Below are 17,502 nucleotides of genomic sequence, written 5' to 3' on the forward strand. Positions count from 1 at the left end.
ACAGGCCGGCACCGTTCCCCCGTCGACAGGATCTGACCAAAGAGCCATTCCTCCGTTTTCCTGAGCCGCCCATCTGATGCCAAATGCCTACAAGAGGACTGAGTAGCGTTCCGACTTAGCTTGTCGCCATCGTTACCGGAGGGTCCAGCAGTCTGGTCCATCATTGACAGAAGGGCCGGCGCTGAGGTCTATTAACCCCGGCTTGACGGGGGCAGCCCTCGCTGCCGTCGTCTGCGGGTGCGCCCGGCCACCGTCGCGGCTGGCGAACGCACCCAACCGAATGGGGATCGGGTTGTAGCGGAGTGCGTCCTGTCGTGCACACACCACCGCTGCCGCGCGGTCTGCACACCTGCGGCCGCAGCGCGAACATGTGGCCGGACGAATCCGGAAGAGACACGTGACGACACCACCTCTGCCGCCGGACCGCCTCTCCGGAGCCGGGTCGGCAGCACCGACGATCCTCGTCCTGGGCACCGCCGAGTGGAATGCTCAGATCGCCACGAACCAGCACTACGTCGTACGGGAACTGGCCCGTGCCTCTGACACCTACTTCGTGGAATCTCTGGGTCTACGGCGAGTGAGACTCGACTCGAAGGACGCCACCCGGATCGCCAGGCGGCTGCGCCACTCTCTCGCCGGCCATCAGAAGACGGCGGCCTACCGTCCCATCCCCGAGCGGGCCACGGTCATCTCGCCGCTCATCGTGCCGCTCCACCGGAGGCCGACCCGCTTGCCGAACCGACTCCTCCTGCAACGTGCCGTGGCCGAATGGCGGCGAAGCCCGAGCCCTCGGATCCTCTGGACGTTCACGCCCGTCACGTACGGCCTGGAGCAGTACGCGGACTTCACCCTCTACCACTGCGTCGACATCCTCCAGGCCTTCCCCGGCATCGACGCCTCGGCCGTGTCGGTCGGCGAGCGGAACCTGGCGGAGCGGGTCGACCTGACCATCGGCACCAGTCAGGCCGTCACCGCCCACCTGACCGACGTCGGGTTCACCGAGGTCCTCACGCTGCCGAACGTCGCCGAGATCGATGTCTTCTCCGCAGCGAGCCAGCCGGCGGCGCAGCGGCTTCCCGCAGCACTGTTCGCGGGTAACCTCTCGCCACACAAGCTGGACTTCGAACTGCTGCGCACGTTGACCACCGCTCTGCAGGGGCACGGCGAGCTTCTCCTCGCCGGCCCGATCGCGGCGGGCGGCGGCGGGTTCGATCGCGAACTGGCCCACCTCGAAGGGCTCGGCGCCAGGTACCTGGGAGTACTGACCCTCGACCAACTCGCCGCCGCCGCGGGCACGTGCAGCGTCGGGCTGATCCCGTACGCGCTGAACGACTACACCGCCGGCGTCAGCCCGCTCAAGTGCTACGAGTACCTCTCGTCCGGCTTGAACGTGGTCAGCACCCCCATCCCCGACGTCGTACAGGCGGCACGAGCCACCCCGCACATCACCGCCGCGAGCTCCACCAGCGACTTCGTCGGCCAGGTGCTGGCCACGATCCGCCCTGGTACGGACGACACCATCGAGGCCCGGGTCCGGTATGCCGGCGACTTCGGCTGGCGCTCTCGGGGCGGCCTTCTGCGCGACATCGCACATCGCATGCCACGACGCGTCGCCGAGGTCGTGGCGCGGCCTGCGGGCGAGACTGGAGGCACCCGTGGCTAGGGCACGCTCAGCCGCAGCCCGGGCGATCGCGACCGGATCGACGCCGGCGGCCGCAGTCTGCCTGGTGCTCTTCCTCGCCCTGCCCCAGTTCTACCTTTTGCCCAGAGGCAGCACCGACATCGCTGCGTCGACGCTGGTCACCATCCTGCTGGTCCCGGGAGTCCTCCTTGCGGCCCGTCGCGGCTCGGGCGTCGACCTGCTCCGCCTCGGCTTCTTCCGCGTCCTCGTGGCGCTACTCGTGGTACGGATGCTGGCGCTGGTCTGGTCGCCGGATCCACGCGCGGGTCTGCCGCTGATCGCGCTGCTCGGCCAGTTCATCGTCACGCTGACGCTGATGCTCCAGGCTGTCCGTCAGGACTCCGATCTGCTGCGCCGATTGGCGCGCTGGTACTGGCCCTGGGTCATGGTGGAGGTGGCGATGGTGCTCACCTTCCGTGTCCTACCTGGCGTGGAGGACGCGTTCCTGCGTTCCGTCGGCGGGCTCGTCGCGGGGCAGAACACCGTCGCCGCCCTGTTCGGGGACAGTCCCAACAACGTCTTCGACGAGGCGAAGTCCGGCGGGGTGTTCGTGAACGCGAACGTCGCCGGACTGTTCCTCGGTGTGAACGCGATTGCCGCGTTCGCCGTCGCGGCTGTCACCCGGGATCGGTGGACGCGGGTGGTGGGCTTCGTCGCGCTGGCGGCGGTGCCGGTCACCGGCTCGAAATCGGCGACGATCCTCGCGGTCGTCCTACCCGCGACCGTGCTCGCCGTTGAACGTCTCGCCCGTACGCGCGCCTCGGGGCCGGCCCGACAGAGCATCCGCCACTGGCCGACCGGCCGCAGGCGCCGTCGGCTGATGCTCGGGTTGGGCGGCGTCGGTCTGCTCGGCGCGATCGCGGCCGTGCTGCTCGCCGTCAACCTCGGCCTGACCAATGCGTTGGCCAAGTCCTTCGGCGACCGGGCGGCCATCTGGGGGTTCGGCGCGGAGGCGTTCCTGCGTGACCCGCTGCTCGGCCTCGGCTACGGCGGCTGGGACGCCGGCTTCGGGACATACGCGCGAGAGCACGGCATCTACCGCAGCTTCCCGCCGCACAACGTCCTCCTCGCGGCGTGGGCCGCCACAGGTCTGGTCGGCCTGGTGCTTACCGCCGTGTTCTTCGCGCTCGCGTTGCGGCTCGCCGTCCGCGTCGTCACCAACGGCGAGCCTCGACACCGAGCGTTCGCGCTCTGGACCACCGCGGCCATCGCCTGGACGCTCATTCATGGGCTCGGTGACAACACCGATATTTTCGGTGACATCCACCTCATACCTATCCTTTCGCTGCTGGTCGCCTTCCTCATCGGGGGCGGCCGCGAGGAGACGAACGACCATGCGACTGCCCGCCGTCGGAATCCTTCGACATCAACAGTTCCTGCCCTCGGAGACGTTCATCCCGAGCCAGGCGCTGGCGATGCGCAGCTTCCGACCGCTGTTCGTGGGCCGGGATCTGGTTCCGAACCGGCCCGGGACCGAATCGGTTAGCGTCGCGGATTTCGGCAAGTCGGCCGTCCTCCCGTACACGCTGACGCGCCGCTCCCCGGCGCTGGCCGCCGCGCTCGCGGAGCGCGGCACCGCCTTGCTGCACGCCCACTTCGGCGTCGAGGGGGTGTACGCGGTCCCCACCGCGAAGGCGCTGGAAGTGCCACTGGTCACGACCCTGCATGGCTTCGACGTCACGGTCACCCGGGCGAAGATGCTCGCCTCGAAGAAGCCGTCGTGGTTGAACTACGTCACCTGGCGCAACTCACTCTTCACCGAGGGCGCGGTGTTCGTCTGCGTGTCCGAGCACATCCGCCGCCGCGCGGTGGAGTGGGGATACCCCGCGGACCGGTGCCGCGTACTGCCCATCGGCGTGGACGTCGACGCCATTCAGCCCAGCGGTCCTGTCGAGGTGCCCCGCATCCTGCACGTCGCGCGGCTGGTGGAAAAGAAGGGAACGCAGTACCTGCTGCGGGCGTTCGCTGAGGTGCGGAAGGCAATCCCCGGCGCGGAGCTGACGCTCATCGGTGAGGGTCCGCTCCGCGACCCGCTCGGCGCGCTCGCCCGGGAACTCGGCATCGAGGCATCTGTGCGCTTCCTGGGCGCCCAGAAGCACAGCGACACCCTCCGATGGCTGAGCCAGTCGACGTTGCTCTGCCTGCCGAGCGTGACGGCCCAGGACGGTGACCAGGAGGGGCTGGGCATGGTCCTCCTGGAGGCGGCCGCCTCCGGCAAGCCGGTGATCGGCACTCTCCACGGCGGGATACCGGAAGCGGTGACCGACGGGGCGAACGGCTTCCTGGTGCCCGAGCGGGATGTCGCCGCGCTCGCGGACCGGCTGATCGAACTGCTGCGGGACAAGCACCTCTGCGACCAATTCGGCAAGGTGGGGCGGCAGACCGTCGAGGACCGGTTCAACCTGCGCCGGCAGACCAAGAAGCTCGAGTCGTTGTATCGGGATCTGCTGTGATCGAGTCAATCCTGATCCATTCCCGATCGACGCCGCACCATCACACCGGCGGGATGGAAACCCTCGCCTGGCGACTGGCCGCCGAGTGGGCCAGGACCGTGCCGCGCGTGCAGCTGGTCACCACGGCGATTCCGGGCCGGACCGGCGCGTTCGCCGAGGACGGCGTCCAGGTGACGCCGCTGGCCGGCACCCGGCCGGGCCGCTACTCCCGCGCCTGGTGGGAGGAGTCCCGGGCCCACTGGGGGGCGATCAGCTCCCCACCGGGGGTGGTCTTCTCGGTCAGCGCCGGCTCCTACTCGGTGGTCCGGGAGCGGGCCCTGCACCCGCACACGCCGTTCGTGCTCCAGGCCCACGGCACGTCCGCCATGGAACTTGGGTCGAAGCTGCGGGCGCCCACCGCGCGTTCCCTGGCCGGTGCGCCCAAGAACGCGCTCTCGCTGGTCCGCGACCTGGCCCGGTATCGCCAATTCGACCGCCTTGTCGCGGTCGGCGAAAACGTGGTCGAGTCGCTGACCGCGGCACCGCAGAACTGGTCGACGACGCCAGGCAAGATCCGTCTGATTCCGAACGGTGTCCGGGCCGAGGACCATGCCTTTGACGGCGCGGCCCGGGACCGGATCCGACGCGCTCTGGGGATCGACGAGGCGACGGTCCTGGTCGGCTGTGTCGGCCGACTGCACGTGCAGAAGCGGGTCGATCGGGCCCTGCGGGCGGCAGCGGCCCTCCGCGACCGTGGCCACGGCGACCGGTTCCGGTTCCTCATGGTGGGCGATGGCCCGGACGACGGGCGGCTGCGCGGCCTGGTCCGCAAGCTCCAGCTGGAGAAGATGGTCGTTTTCACCGGACGGGTGGACGCGGACGCAGTGCCCGACTACTACTCGGCCGTGGACGTGTCACTGCTTACCACCGCGCGACTGGAAGGGCTTCCGATGGCGGTGCTGGAGGCGTTGGCCGGCGGCCTGCCCTGCGTCGTCACGGCCGGGTCGATCCGATCCGAGGCGCTGAGCCGGGTCATGCACGAGGTCGACACGTCGGACTCCGACGCTCTTGCCGACGTGGTGCTGAAGGTGACCGCGGACCGAGCGCCGCGGGACAATTTGCTGCCCCCAGCCTTCCTCCTCGACCAGTGTGCCCGGAACTACCTGGCGGACTTCGCACACCTGATCGCACAGCGCCGAGCCTGACCATGGGCAAGATTTTCTTCCGTCTGGTCCTCGGCGGCATCGCCGGCAAGATCCTCGGCCTGCTCCGCGAGGTGCTGCTGGCCGCGCTTTTCGGGGCGGGGCGGGTGGTGGCAGCCAACCGCATCGCGCTGACTGCGACGTTGATTCCGATCAACTTCTTCACCGCCGACGCGCTGACTGCGGGCTTCCTTCCGCTGTACGTGCAGTACCGCCAGGAGCGGCCGGCGATGGCGCGGACGCTCTACCGTGCGGTGCACCTGCTGTTGGCCGTCTTCTCCCTGCTTTTGGCCGTGGCGCTGATCTTCGGGCGGGACCTGTGGGTTGGGCTCCTGGGGCCGGGGCTGGATCCACACACGGCGGACATCGCCGCGACCATGCTCGGCATCGCCGCGCTAGGCGTGCCGTTCTACGTCCTGTACAACCTCAACACCTTGGTCGGCCTGGCCAACGACGACGTCCGCCTGATCAACCTGCGGCCCTCATGCCAGAGCATCGGGCTGATCCTCGCCACGGTGATCGCCTGGAGGACCGGGCACGTTTCCGTACTGGCGTGGGGCTTCACGGTGCCGTACATCGTGCTGTGGGGTTGGGGCGCCTACTGGATCCAGCGTCAGGGCTACCTGCACGGAGGCGACGACACTGGTTCGCGCCGCCCGGATCGGGCGGCCGCCAAGGTCGCCCTCGGGATGTTCTGGCGGCGCCTGCGGCCACTGCTGCTGATTCCCGTGATCCTGCAGGGCTCGATCGCGGTGGAGCGGGCCGTCGGCTCGCTGCTCGGCGTCGAGGTGGTAGCCGCCACCGAGTACGCACGCTTCGTGGTCGACTCGTGCATGGCCCTGCTCGCCGCCCCGCTGGGTCTGGCCGGCCTGGCGTCGTTCGCCCGCATGAAGGCCGGGGAGGTGGGTGACGGGCTCCGCCGACTGATCCCGCCGGTGATACTGGTGGCCGTCCCCCTCGCCCTGATCCTGTCGCTGAACAGCCGGGGGATCGTCACCCTCCTCTATGCCCGAGGCCAGTTCGACGAGCGGGCCGTGGACGTATCGTCGGTGCTGCTGTTGGGCTTCGCGCTCGGGATCTGGGCACACGTCCTCGGCTACACCTTCGTAAAAGTGCTGAACGCCCGAGGGGCCAACGTCCAGGTCGCGATCGTGATGGCGCTGTCGTTCGGCATACCAATCGCCGTGAACGTCCTGCTGTACAGGCAATGGGGCGCCTTCACGATCGGCGCTGCCTCCTCGATCGGCGGCGTCCTGATGTTCCTCATCTCCGCGAGGTGGCTGTCGGTGCTGGGCTACAGCACGCGCCTGCTCGCCATCGCGCTGCCCGGCGCGGTCGTCGCCGCAGTAGCCGGATATCTGCTGGCCGGCGCCGGGCTGCTACGCCTCGTCGCATCTTGCGTGGCCATCCTGCTGGTCTGGGTCGGCTACGTAACGGCCGTGCCCTCGCTTCGGCGTACGTTCCTGTCGTTCGTCCTGAAGAAGCTCGGCCGCGGCACGGACGAGCCTCAGCAGGACGGCCTGGTGGCAATCAAGTGAGGCTGATGAGCGGGCGGGTGGCACTCGTGCACGAGTGGTTCGGGGCGACCGGCGGCTCGGAGAACGTCTTCCGGCAGATCAGCAAACTGCTGCCGGACGCGGAGCGCTTCGTGTTGTGGAAGGACCACGACGCCGTCGAGCCCAACCTGCGGGAATCTTGGTTGGCGCAGACACCGTTGCGCCGTACGAAGGCAGGGGCGCTGCCGTTGATGCCGCTGGTCTGGCGAACCCTCAGCCGGGAGCGGTTCGACCTCGTCATCTCGTCCAGCCACGCGTTCGCCCACACCGTACGGCTCGGCTCGACGGAACACACCCGGTACCTGAGCTACGTGCACTCCCCCGCCCGATACATCTGGAGCCCGAACTTCGACGGGCGAGGCTCCAATCCGCTGCTGACCCTGCCACGGCGTGTGCTGCAGACCGCCGATGTGCGGCTCAGCCGCCACGTGCACGGGTACGCCGCGAACTCCGAGGAGGTGCGTGCCCGGATCGCCCGATACTGGCGGCGCGACGCGGTCGTCATCAACCCTCCAGTGGACGTCGATTACTTCGCTGCCGCGCCTGCTGCTGACCAGAGCCAGTCCCGCGACTACCTGCTCGGGGTCGGGCGATGGATCCCGTACAAGAACTTCGACCTGATCATTCAGATCGCCGAGGCGGCCGGTCTGCCGGTGGTCATCGCCGGCTCGGGTCCCGAGGAGTCCGCGCTGCGGCGCGCTGCGGAGCGAGCCCGGGTGGCGGTGACGTTCGAGGTCCGCCCCTCGAAGGAGCGGCTGCGCCAGCTCTACTGGGGTGCGCGGGCACTGCTGTTCCCGGTCCACGAGGACTTCGGCATCATCCCGGTCGAGGCACAGGCCTGCGGTACCCCGGTGGTGGGCCTGCGCCGCGGCGGTCTATTGGAGACCGTGCACAACGACGAGACCGGCTTCCTCGTCGACTCCGTCGACCCACACAGCTTCGTACCGCTGCTCCACCGCCTGCCGGAACTGTCGCCGGAGCGCATCCGAGCACATGCCGCCAGGTTCTCCGAGCAGCAGTTCGCCGCTCGTATGACGGACTGGATCGCCGAAACCCGTCGCTGAGCGCGATTTACGTGGACACGCGTGCCGGTCGGCACGCGTGTCCACGGCAAGTTCAGAAGACCACGACGTCCCGCAGGTAGGTGGCCACCCGGCGCAGTTGCTGGGCCTCCGGCACCGGGCTGGTCATCCGGAGCACGAGCTGCCGGTCGACGACACCGTCCCCGCTGCGGAAGTAGGCGACGACGACCAGACCGTGCCGCTGCTCGCCGTCGGCGTCGATGAGCGCCTCGGCGTAGGTGGCGTACTGCCCGCTGCGGATCCACCGCGCGCCCCACGCCTCCTCGCTCATCCGCATCGTGGTCTGGCGTTGCTCGTCACACGGCTGGGGACAGTTCCGAACGATCAGCTCACCACCGATCGGCGATCTCCCGGAGGCTGTCATGCCGCAGTTGTACTTGACGAATCCCTCGGTCTGACCAGCAAGTGTGCAGGACCAGTCCATCGGAACCTTCACCGGGAACCCGAGCCCTTCGAGGCCGGTCAGCGTCCGCACGTTGTCCCGTTCGGTGAACCGCGGCCACTGTGGCGGCCACTTGCCGCCGCGCGGCGGCTCGATTCCCGGCGACTGTGGCGGCGCGGTAGGCATCGTTGGCGGTGCGGCGGCGGCGGTGGCGTTCACGTCGGCCGGGTTGTCGTCGTCGGCCAGGCCGGCCCAGGCGATGAGGCCACCCGCGCCGGCCAGCACCACCAATACCAGCGCTGCGGCTCCGACCCAGAGGCCGGTCCGCCGCTTGGGCGGTGCGGAGGGGGTGATGCGACGGACTGGCGAGGCGAACAGGTCGGCGCTCGTCGGTCCGTTGCTGTGGGCGTCGGGTGGCGCCGAGGTCACCGGCGCGGGTGGCGCCGACGTCACCCCGGCCGGCGAAATGGGCGCGCCGGAGATCGGGTGCGGGATCGCGGACACCAACTTGCCGGGGACGGGACCCGTCTGCACTGCCCACGGGGCCTGCGGCGCACCGGAGACCGGCTGCGGCGGGCTCGACACGGGCGGGGCGGACACCGACGGCGGGACGGACGTCGGAGCGGGGGTGTATTCGACGCCGAGGGCCCGGAGCAGCTTTTCGGCCCCGGCACCCGCCTCGGCCGGGTACGCCACCCAGGGGGCATCGGCCGAGAAGTCGGCGTACGTGTAGGCCAATCCATCCGGAGCCTGCGCCAGCGAATCGGCGATTCCGGCGAAGGACTCGCGCCAGCCTGGTGCGGCGGCCACGGTGGCGTCGAGCACCGCCACGGTGACGAACCGGCCCTGCTCGTCGATCGCGGCCCATGCCTTCCCTACCGGAGACCCGCCGAGCGCGTGGGTGAACCTGTAGGGGCCTTCCGGCTGCATGCGCACTCCTCCGTTGTACCGCCGTGCGGATAGTACCGGCCATCGTCCAACCCGACCCGCCCCGGCGGCACCCACCGGTGACCGCGCCACTGCTTGCTTTGTGAAAGTTTTCATGCATAGAGTCGAAGCGTGAATGACAGCGCTGCCGAGGCGACGGCCGAGCAGGTCCTCGACCTGTTCGACGGGGTACGGCTCACCCCGACCCAGCGCCGGATCGCGCACTGTCTCGTGCAACACGCGCCGACCGTCGCGTACCTCTCCGCTGCGGAGGTCGCCGAGCTGGCCGGGGTCAGCCAGCCCTCGGTCACCCGGTTCGCCGTCGCGCTCGGCCACGACGGCTACCCGGCGCTGCGCCGCCGGCTACGGGACCTCACCGCCAGCACGGCCGGCGGCCCGGCGGACACCGCCAACGAGCTCCAGCAGGCGGTACGCGCCGAGATGGGCAACCTGGACCGGTTGGCCGGGCAGCTCGCCGACACCGGCCGGATCGCCGAGACCGGACGGCTGCTCGCGTCCAGCCGGCCGCTGCCGGTGCTGGGCCTGCGGGCCGCCGCGCCGCTGGCCGCGTACTTCGCCTACTTCGCCGCGAAGGTCCACCCGGACGTGCGGGTGCTCAACGACGGGGGCAGCCTGCTGACCGACCGGCTGGAGCAGGCCGCCGAGGCCGGGGCGTCCGCCGTGCTCGCCTTCGTGCTGCCCCGCTACCCCCGGGAGACCCTGGATGCCCTGCGCGACGCGCGTGCCGCCGGGCTGACCGTCGTGGCGATCACCGACTCACCGGTCAGCCCGGCCACCGAACACGCCGACGTGGTGCTGCCGGCCGCCGTCGGCGCCCAGCTCGTCTTCGACCTGCACACCGCCCCGATGACCCTGGCGATGGTCCTGTTGCAGGCGATCTGCGACGCCGCGCCGGCCGACACCCAGCGCCGCCTGGAGGCGTTCGAAGCCTCCGCGGCCCGCCGACAGTTGTTCCTCGGATGAGGAGGAGACCGGAGATGACCCAGCCCATCCGTGCCGCACGGGGCAGCCAGCTCACCGCCCGTGGGTGGCAGCAGGAGGCCGCCCTGCGGATGCTGATGAACAACCTCGATCCGGAGGTGGCCGAACGCCCCGACGACCTGGTGGTCTACGGCGGCACCGGAAAGGCGGCGCGGGACTGGCCGTCGTACCACGCGTTGGTGCGTACGCTGACCGACCTGCGCGCGGACGAGACGATGCTGGTGCAGTCGGGCCGCCCGGTCGGGGTCATGCGCACCCACGAGTGGGCGCCCCGGGTGCTGCTGGCCAACTCGAACCTGGTCGGCGACTGGGCAACCTGGCCCGAGTTCCGTCGCCTGGAACAGCTCGGCCTGACCATGTACGGGCAGATGACCGCCGGCTCGTGGATCTACATCGGCACTCAGGGCATCCTCCAGGGCACCTACGAGACGTTCGCGGCGGTGGCCGCCAAGCGGTTCGGCGGCACCCTGGCCGGGACGCTGACGCTCACCGCCGGGTGCGGCGGAATGGGTGGCGCGCAGCCCCTCGCGGTCACCATGAACGACGGCGTCTGCCTGATCGTGGACGTCGACCGCACCCGTCTGGACCGCCGGGTGCACGACCGCTACCTGGACGAGGTCGCCGACTCCCTGGACGACGCGGTCGCGCGGGTCCGCGCGGCGAAGCGGGACCGGCGCGCGTTGAGCGTCGGGGTCGTCGGCAACGCCGCCGAGGTCTTCCCGGAGCTGCTGGGCCGGGGCGTCGAGATCGACATCGTGACCGACCAGACCAGCGCCCACGACCCGCTGGCGTACCTGCCGGTGGGGGTCGAGCTGGCCGACTCCCGGGACTACGCCGCGGCGAAGCCCGCCGAGTTCACCGATCGGGCCCGCGCGTCGATGGCGAGGCACGTCGAGGCGATGGTCGGTTTCCTCGACGCCGGGGCCGAGGTCTTCGACTACGGCAACTCGATCCGGGGCGAGGCGCAGCTCGGCGGCTACGAGCGGGCGTTCGACTTCCCGGGCTTCGTGCCCGCGTACATCAGGCCGTTGTTCTGTGAGGGCAGGGGTCCGTTCCGGTGGGCGGCGCTCTCCGGCGACCCGGCCGACATCGCCGCCACTGACCGGGCCATCCTGGACCTGTTCCCGGAGAACGAGTCGCTGGCCCGGTGGATCAAGCTGGCCGGCGAGCGGGTCGCCTTCCAGGGCCTGCCGGCCCGGATCTGCTGGCTCGGCCAGGGCGAACGGGACCTGGCGGGCGTGCGGTTCAACGACATGGTCGCCTCCGGTGAACTCTCCGCCCCGGTGGTGATCGGTCGGGACCACCTGGACACCGGCAGCGTCGCCAGCCCGTACCGGGAGACCGAGGGGATGGCCGACGGCTCCGACGCGATCGCGGACTGGCCGCTGCTGAACGCGCTGGTCAACACCGCCAGCGGGGCGTCCTGGGTCTCCATCCACCACGGCGGTGGGGTGGGCATCGGCCGGTCAATCCACGCCGGGCAGGTCTGCGTGGCCGACGGCACCGCACTGGCCGGCCAGAAGATCGAGCGGGTGCTCACCAACGACCCGGCGATGGGCGTCATCCGGCACGTCGACGCCGGCTACGACAGCGCCCGCGAGGTCGCCGAACGCACCGGCGTCCGGGTGCCCATGACCGAGGGTGAGAACGCGTGAGTGACGACCTGCCCGGCCGGTTCCGGGAGCTGTGGGACGAGATCGCGCCGGTCGGGCGGGACGCCGGCAGCGGCGGCTACCTGCGGTACGCGTTGACCGAGCCGGAACACCAGCTGCGGGCCTGGTTCCGGGCGCAGGCCGACCGTCGCGGCCTGCCGGTCACCGAGGACGGCAACGGCAACCTGTTCGCCCACTGGGGTGACCCCGAGGGCACGGACGCCGTGCTGACCGGGAGTCACTTCGACTCGGTGCCGCACGGCGGGGCGTACGACGGGCCGCTCGGCGTCGTCAGCGCGTTCCTCGCCGTGGACGAGCTGCGCGCCGCCGGTGTCACCCCGGTCCGGCCGCTGGTGGTGGCCGCGTTCGTGGAGGAGGAGGGCGCGCGTTTCGGCGTACCCTGCCTGGGGTCGCGGCTGCTCACCGGCGTGCTGGCGGCCGACCGCGCGGCCGGCCTGCGCGACGCGGCCGGGGTGAGCTTCGCCGACGCGCTCGGCGGGCGGCCGGCGGGCGCCCGCCCGGAGCTGCTGGGCCGGTTCGGCGCGTTCGTGGAGCTGCACGTCGAGCAGGGCCGCGCGCTCGTGGACGCGGACGCGCCGATCGGCGTGGCGAGCGCGATCTGGCCGCACGGCCGCTGGCGTTTCGACGTGGTCGGCGAGGGCAACCACGCGGGTACGACGCGGATGGCCGACCGGCGCGACCCGATGCTCACCTACGCGTTCGGGGTGTTGGCCGCGAACAAGGAGGCCCGGGTGCGTGGGGCGCACGCCACCGTGGGTCGGGTCGCCGTGGAACCCAACGCCACCAACGCGATCCCGTCGAGGGTGACCGGCTGGCTGGACGCGCGCGCCGCCGACCCGGAGACCCTGACCGGGCTGGTCGACGCGGTCCGGGCCAAGCTCGCCGAGCGGTCCCGCCGCGACGGCACGGAGGTGCTGGTCACCGAGGAGTCGGTGACTCCGCTGGTCGCCTTCGACGACGACCTGGCCGCCCGGCTGGCGACGCTGCTCGACGCGCCGGTGCTGCCCACGGGCGCGGGACACGACGCCGGGGTGCTCGCTGCGTACCTGCCCACGGCGATGCTGTTCGTGCGCAACCCGACCGGGGTGTCGCACTCCCCCGCCGAGTCCGCGAGCGACGACGACTGCGCGGCCGGGGTGCGCGCGCTGGCCCGGGTGCTCGAGGAGCTGACATGCCGCTGACGGTCGTGGTGGGCCCGGGCAGGGCCGGTCCGCGCCGGGTTGGCCCACCGCGTGGCGCTGGTGGGCACCTGTTGTGGACGTCCTTTGGAGCTGATGCCGCAGACGGATCAGTCGGAGCGCCACAACCACCGCGACCGGCCGGGGCGTCGGCAGCACCCCGGCCGCTGATGTCACAGACGATTCAGCTCCAAAGGAGGCGCGGAGTATGACCGCCACCCGCTGGCTCGCCGAGTACGCCTGGCTGCCCGCGCACGCCGAGCCCACGCCCGACGTGCTGATCGAGGTCGAGGACGGCCGGATCAGCGCGGTGACGCCGCTGACCCCCGGGAGCCGGCCGCCGTCCGGGGTCGACGTGTACGCCGACGCCGTGCCGCTGCCCGGCCTGACCCTGCCGGGCCTCGCGAACGCGCACTCGCACGCCTTCCACCGGGCCCTGCGGGGGCGCACCCACGGCGGGCGGGGTGACTTCTGGACCTGGCGGGAGCGCATGTACGCGGTCGCGGACCGGCTCGACCCGGACACCTACCTGGCGCTGGCCCGGGCGGCGTACGCCGAGATGGCGCTCGCGGGGATCACCTGCGTGGGCGAGTTCCACTACCTGCACCACCGGCCCGACGGCGGCGCGTACGACGACCCGAACGCGATGGGCTCGGCGCTGGTCGAGGCCGCCGCGCACGCCGGCATCCGGCTCACCCTGCTGGACACCTGCTACCTAACCTCCACAGTGGACGGCCAGCCGCTCGCCGGACCGCAGCGGCGCTTCGGCGACGGCGACGCGGCCGGCTGGGCCCGGCGGGCGGGGGCGTTCCAGCCGACCGACTCCCACGTGCGGCTCGGCGCGGCCGTGCACTCGGTCCGGGCGGTGCCCGCCGACCAACTCCGTACGATCGCCGACCGGGCCCGCGACCGGCAGGCCCCGCTGCACGTGCACCTCTCCGAGCAGCCCGCCGAGAACGACGAGTGCCGGGCCGTGCACGGGCGTACGCCCACCGCGCTGCTCGCGGACCACGGAGTGCTCGGGCCGGACACCACCGCCGTCCACGCCACCCATCCGACCAGCGCGGACCTGACCCTGCTCGCCGACAGCCGGACCGGCGTGTGCCTCTGCCCCACCACCGAGCGGGACCTCGCCGACGGCATCGGTCCGGCCCGCCGGATGGCCGACGCGGGTATCCGGCTGAGCCTGGGCAGCGACAGTCACGCCGTGGTCGACCTGTTCGAGGAGGCCCGCGCCGTGGAGCTGGACGAACGGCTGCGTACCCGCCGCCGCGGCCATTTCACCCCGGTCGACCTGTTCACCACGGCCACCGCCGCCGGGCACGCCGCGCTGGGCTGGACCGACGCCGGTCGGATCGCCGCCGGCGCCCGCGCCGACCTGGTGACGGTACGGCTCGACAGCGCCCGCACCGCCGGCGTACCGCCGCTGGGTGCGTTCTTCGCGGCCGGCGCTGCGGACGTCGACCAGGTCGTGGTGGACGGCCGGGTGGTGGTGGCCGAGGGCCGGCACCTGAGCGTCGACGTGCCGGCCGAGCTGTCGGCGTCGATCGAGGCGGTGACGCGCTCATGAGCAGCCTGCTTGTCGACAACATCGGGGAGCTGGTCACCAACGGCATCGGCGCGGACCCGCTGGGCATCCGCCGCGAGGCGGCCGTGCTCGTCGAGGAGGATCGGGTGGCCTGGATCGGGCCGTCCGCTTATGCACCGGCCGCCGACCACCGGATCGACGTCGGCGGGGCCGCCGTGCTGCCCGGCTTCGTGGACAGCCACGCCCACCTGGTCTTCGCCGGGGACCGGGCCGCCGAGTTCGCCGCGCGGATGGCCGGCGAGCCGTACACCGGCGGCGGCATCCGGACCACCGTGGGCGCGACCCGGGCCGCCACCGACGGAGAGCTGCGGGCCACCGTGCGCCGGCTGCGCGGGGAGGCGCTGCGCCAGGGCACCACGACCATGGAGATCAAGAGTGGGTACGGGCTGAACGTCGCCGACGAGGCCCGCTCGCTGCGGATCGCGGCCGAGACCAGCAGTGAGACCACCTTCCTGGGCGCGCACGTGGTCCCCGCCGAGTACGCCGACCGGCCGGACGACTACGTCGGGCTGGTCTGCGGGCCGATGCTGGCCGCCGCCGCGCCGCACGCGAAGTGGATCGACGTGTTCTGCGAGCGGGGCGCCTTCGACGTCGACCACGCCCGCGCCATCCTCGCCTGTGGGCAGGCCGTCGGGCTGGGCCTACGGCTGCACGCCAACCAGCTCGGCCCCGGGCCGGGCGTGCAGCTCGGGGTGGAGCTGGGCGCGGCCAGCGTCGACCACTGCACCTACCTGAGCGACGCCGACGTCGACGCGCTCGCGAACTCGACGACGATCGAGTGGCTCTCCGGTCCTCCGACGTGCACCGTCGCCACCCTGCTGCCGGGCGCCGAGTTCTCCACCCGCTCGCCGTACCCGGACGCCCGCCGGCTGCTCGATGCCGGTGTGACCGTGGCCCTGGCGACCGACTGCAACCCCGGTTCGTCGTACACCTCGTCGATGCCCTTCTGCATCGCCCTCGCGGTCCGCGAGATGCGGATGACCCCGGCGGAGGCGGTCTGGGCCGCCACCGCCGGTGGCGCGCGGGCGCTGCGCCGCGACGACATCGGCGTCCTCACCCCCGGCGCACGGGCCGACCTGGTCGTCCTGGACGCGCCGTCCTACCTGCACCTGGCCTACCGGCCCGGTGTCCCCCTGATCCGCCAGGTAATTCGCAACGGAGTTCCGCAATGACGCACGTGACCATCCAATCCACCGGGATCACCGCCGACGACGTGCTCGCGGTGGCCCGTGGCACCGCCACGGTCGTCCTCGACCCGGCCGCCCGGGACGCGATGGCGACCAGCCGCGCGATCGTGGACGGGATCGAGGCCGCCGGACGACCGGTGTACGGCGTCTCGACCGGGTTCGGGGCCCTGGCGAACACCTTCGTCGCGCCGGAGCGGCGGGCCGAGCTGCAACACGCGCTGATCCGCTCGCACGCCGCCGGGGTGGGCGCCCCGATGCCCCGCGAGGTGGTACGCGCCATGATGCTGCTGCGCGTACGCTCGCTCGCCCTGGGCCGCTCCGGGGTCCGGCCGCTGGTCGCCGAGGCCCTCGTCGACCTGCTCAACCACGACATCACCCCGTGGGTGCCGGAGCACGGCTCGCTGGGAGCGTCCGGCGACCTGGCGCCGCTGGCACACTGCGCGCTGGTGCTGCTCGGTGAGGGCTGGGTGCTGGGCCCGGCCGGCGAGCGGCAGGACGCCGCCGACGTGCTGGCCGCCAACGGGCTCAAGCCGATCGAGCTGGCCGCCAAGGAGGGGCTGGCGCTGATCAACGGCACCGACGGCATGCTCGGCATGCTGCTGCTGGCCATCCACGACGCGGCGCACCTCTTCGCGATGGCGGACGTGACCGCGGCGCTGGCCATCGAGGCGATGCTCGGCTCGGAGCGGCCGTTCCTGCCCGAGCTGCACGCCATCCGACCGCACCCCGGCCAGGCGGCGTCGGCGGCGAACATCCACCGGCTGTTGCAGGATTCGCGGGTCATGGACTCGCACCGCGACGACCTGGCCCACGCCGTGCAGGACGCGTACTCGATGCGCTGCGCGCCGCAGGTGGCCGGCGCGGCCCGCGACACCCTGGACTTCGTCCGCACGGTCGCGGGCCGGGAGCTGGTGTCCGTGGTGGACAACCCGGTGGTGCTTCCGGACGGTCGGGTCGAGTCGACCGGGAACTTCCACGGCGCACCGCTCGGCTTCGCCGCCGACTTCCTCGCCATCGCCGCCGCCGAGGTGGGTGCGATCGCCGAACGGCGGGTGGACCGGCTGCTCGACGTGACCCGCTCCCGGGAGCTGCCGGCGTTCCTCTCCCCCGACGCCGGGGTCAACTCCGGGCTGATGATCGCCCAGTACACGGCGGCCGGGATCGTCGCGGAGAACCGGCGGCTGGCGGCACCCGCGTCGGTGGACTCGCTGCCCACCAGCGGCATGCAGGAGGACCACGTCTCGATGGGCTGGGCGGGGGCCAAGAAGCTGCGCACCGTGCTGGACAATCTCACCAGCCTGCTCGCCGTCGAGTTGCTGGCCGGTGTGCGCGGCCTGCAACTGCGTGAGCCGCTGGTGCCGTCGCCGGCCGGTCGGGCCGCCGTCGCCGCGCTCGGTGCGGCGGCCGGTGACCCCGGCCCGGACGTGTTCCTCGCCCCGGTGATGGAGGCGGCCCGTGCGGTCGTCGCCGGCCCCGAGCTGCGCGCGGCCATCGAGCGGGAGGTCGGCCCGCTGGGCTGACCTCCACGGGTCGCTGTCGTCCGCCGCGGGTCAGGCGGCGGGCGGCAGCACCTCGCGCCCGTCAGCTCGCGGGCGGTAGCACCTCGCGCCCG

At 71.7% G+C, this 17,502-nt stretch carries 13 protein-coding genes; 12 read left to right on the forward strand and 1 reads right to left on the reverse strand.

Translation table 11 applies throughout. The annotated features are described in order from the left end of the window. Window positions 1-397: 397 nt before the first annotated feature. The 6 genes from ACLQ25_RS07025 to ACLQ25_RS07050 are packed head-to-tail and all read left to right on the forward strand — an operon-like array spanning window position 398 to window position 7,935. Window positions 398-1,663, forward strand: coding sequence for a glycosyl transferase family 1 (locus ACLQ25_RS07025; protein WP_425730075.1), 1,266 nt, complete (start codon window positions 398-400; stop codon window positions 1,661-1,663). Further along, complete coding sequence (locus tag ACLQ25_RS07030; protein ID WP_425730076.1) at window positions 1,656-3,167, forward strand: O-antigen ligase family protein; 1,512 nt, start codon at window positions 1,656-1,658, stop codon at window positions 3,165-3,167. Before ACLQ25_RS07025 ends, ACLQ25_RS07030 begins: the two co-directional genes overlap by 8 nt. Further along, complete coding sequence (locus ACLQ25_RS07035) at window positions 3,097-4,134, forward strand: glycosyltransferase (protein WP_425730077.1); 1,038 nt, start codon at window positions 3,097-3,099, stop codon at window positions 4,132-4,134. Before ACLQ25_RS07030 ends, ACLQ25_RS07035 begins: the two co-directional genes overlap by 71 nt. A gap of 53 nt (window positions 4,135-4,187) precedes the next feature. Then, on the forward strand, window positions 4,188-5,318 hold the full coding sequence (locus ACLQ25_RS07040; RefSeq protein WP_425730078.1) for a glycosyltransferase family 4 protein: 1,131 nt from the start codon (window positions 4,188-4,190) through the stop codon (window positions 5,316-5,318). Between the two features lie 2 nt (window positions 5,319-5,320). Beyond that, entirely contained in the window at window positions 5,321-6,853 is a 1,533-nt protein-coding gene (locus ACLQ25_RS07045) for a lipid II flippase MurJ (protein WP_425730079.1), read from the forward strand. A gap of 5 nt (window positions 6,854-6,858) precedes the next feature. Continuing rightward, on the forward strand, window positions 6,859-7,935 hold the full coding sequence (locus ACLQ25_RS07050; RefSeq protein WP_425730080.1) for a glycosyltransferase: 1,077 nt from the start codon (window positions 6,859-6,861) through the stop codon (window positions 7,933-7,935). A 52-nt stretch (window positions 7,936-7,987) separates the two neighbouring features. Here the strand turns inward: ACLQ25_RS07050 and ACLQ25_RS07055 are convergent, their stop codons facing one another. Continuing rightward, the gene (locus ACLQ25_RS07055; protein WP_425730081.1) at window positions 7,988-9,265 is read right to left on the reverse strand and encodes a hypothetical protein; all 1,278 of its coding nucleotides are present in this window, start codon (window positions 9,263-9,265) and stop codon (window positions 7,988-7,990) included. 129 nt (window positions 9,266-9,394) lie between these two features. Between ACLQ25_RS07055 and ACLQ25_RS07060 the strand changes: the two genes are divergently transcribed. The 6 genes from ACLQ25_RS07060 (at window position 9,395) to hutH (ending at window position 17,410) form a co-directional block, all read left to right on the forward strand. Further along, window positions 9,395-10,246, forward strand: coding sequence for a MurR/RpiR family transcriptional regulator (locus ACLQ25_RS07060; protein ID WP_425730082.1), 852 nt, complete (start codon window positions 9,395-9,397; stop codon window positions 10,244-10,246). Between the two features lie 14 nt (window positions 10,247-10,260). Next, window positions 10,261-11,919 (forward strand): urocanate hydratase, encoded by a 1,659-nt coding sequence (gene hutU, locus ACLQ25_RS07065; protein ID WP_425730083.1) that lies wholly within the window; start codon window positions 10,261-10,263, stop codon window positions 11,917-11,919. Then, window positions 11,916-13,118: an allantoate amidohydrolase gene (locus ACLQ25_RS07070; protein ID WP_425730084.1), complete on the forward strand. Its 1,203-nt coding sequence runs from the start codon at window positions 11,916-11,918 to the stop codon at window positions 13,116-13,118. The genes hutU and ACLQ25_RS07070 overlap by 4 nt, the downstream gene beginning before the upstream one ends. Before the next feature lie 205 nt (window positions 13,119-13,323). Beyond that, window positions 13,324-14,685, forward strand: a complete 1,362-nt coding sequence (locus ACLQ25_RS07075; protein ID WP_425730085.1) for a formimidoylglutamate deiminase — start codon at window positions 13,324-13,326, stop codon at window positions 14,683-14,685. Then, a complete protein-coding gene (hutI, locus tag ACLQ25_RS07080) occupies window positions 14,682-15,875 on the forward strand; it encodes an imidazolonepropionase (protein ID WP_425730086.1) in 1,194 nt (397 codons plus the stop codon). Before ACLQ25_RS07075 ends, hutI begins: the two co-directional genes overlap by 4 nt. Further along, a complete protein-coding gene (hutH, locus tag ACLQ25_RS07085) occupies window positions 15,872-17,410 on the forward strand; it encodes a histidine ammonia-lyase (protein WP_425730087.1) in 1,539 nt (512 codons plus the stop codon). Before hutI ends, hutH begins: the two co-directional genes overlap by 4 nt. The last annotated feature ends 92 nt before the right edge of the window (window positions 17,411-17,502 follow it).

This window comes from Micromonospora sp. DT44, from assembly GCF_049841635.1.
Lineage (GTDB): Bacteria > Actinomycetota > Actinomycetes > Mycobacteriales > Micromonosporaceae > Micromonospora.

Bases quoted from the DNA above. Each gene is read 5' to 3' on its own strand.
- ACLQ25_RS07035 (WP_425730077.1), top strand. From the start codon at position 3,097: ATGCGCAGCTTCCGACCGCTGTTCGTGGGCCGGGATCTGGTTCCGAAC.
- ACLQ25_RS07040 (WP_425730078.1), top strand. From the start codon at position 4,188: ATGGAAACCCTCGCCTGGCGACTGGCCGCCGAGTGGGCCAGGACCGTG.
- ACLQ25_RS07045 (WP_425730079.1), top strand. From the start codon at position 5,321: ATGGGCAAGATTTTCTTCCGTCTGGTCCTCGGCGGCATCGCCGGCAAG.
- ACLQ25_RS07050 (WP_425730080.1), top strand. From the start codon at position 6,859: ATGAGCGGGCGGGTGGCACTCGTGCACGAGTGGTTCGGGGCGACCGGC.
- ACLQ25_RS07055 (WP_425730081.1), bottom strand. From the start codon at position 9,265: ATGCAGCCGGAAGGCCCCTACAGGTTCACCCACGCGCTCGGCGGGTCT.
- hutU (WP_425730083.1), top strand. From the start codon at position 10,261: ATGACCCAGCCCATCCGTGCCGCACGGGGCAGCCAGCTCACCGCCCGT.
- ACLQ25_RS07075 (WP_425730085.1), top strand. From the start codon at position 13,324: ATGACCGCCACCCGCTGGCTCGCCGAGTACGCCTGGCTGCCCGCGCAC.
- hutI (WP_425730086.1), top strand. From the start codon at position 14,682: ATGAGCAGCCTGCTTGTCGACAACATCGGGGAGCTGGTCACCAACGGC.
- hutH (WP_425730087.1), top strand. From the start codon at position 15,872: ATGACGCACGTGACCATCCAATCCACCGGGATCACCGCCGACGACGTG.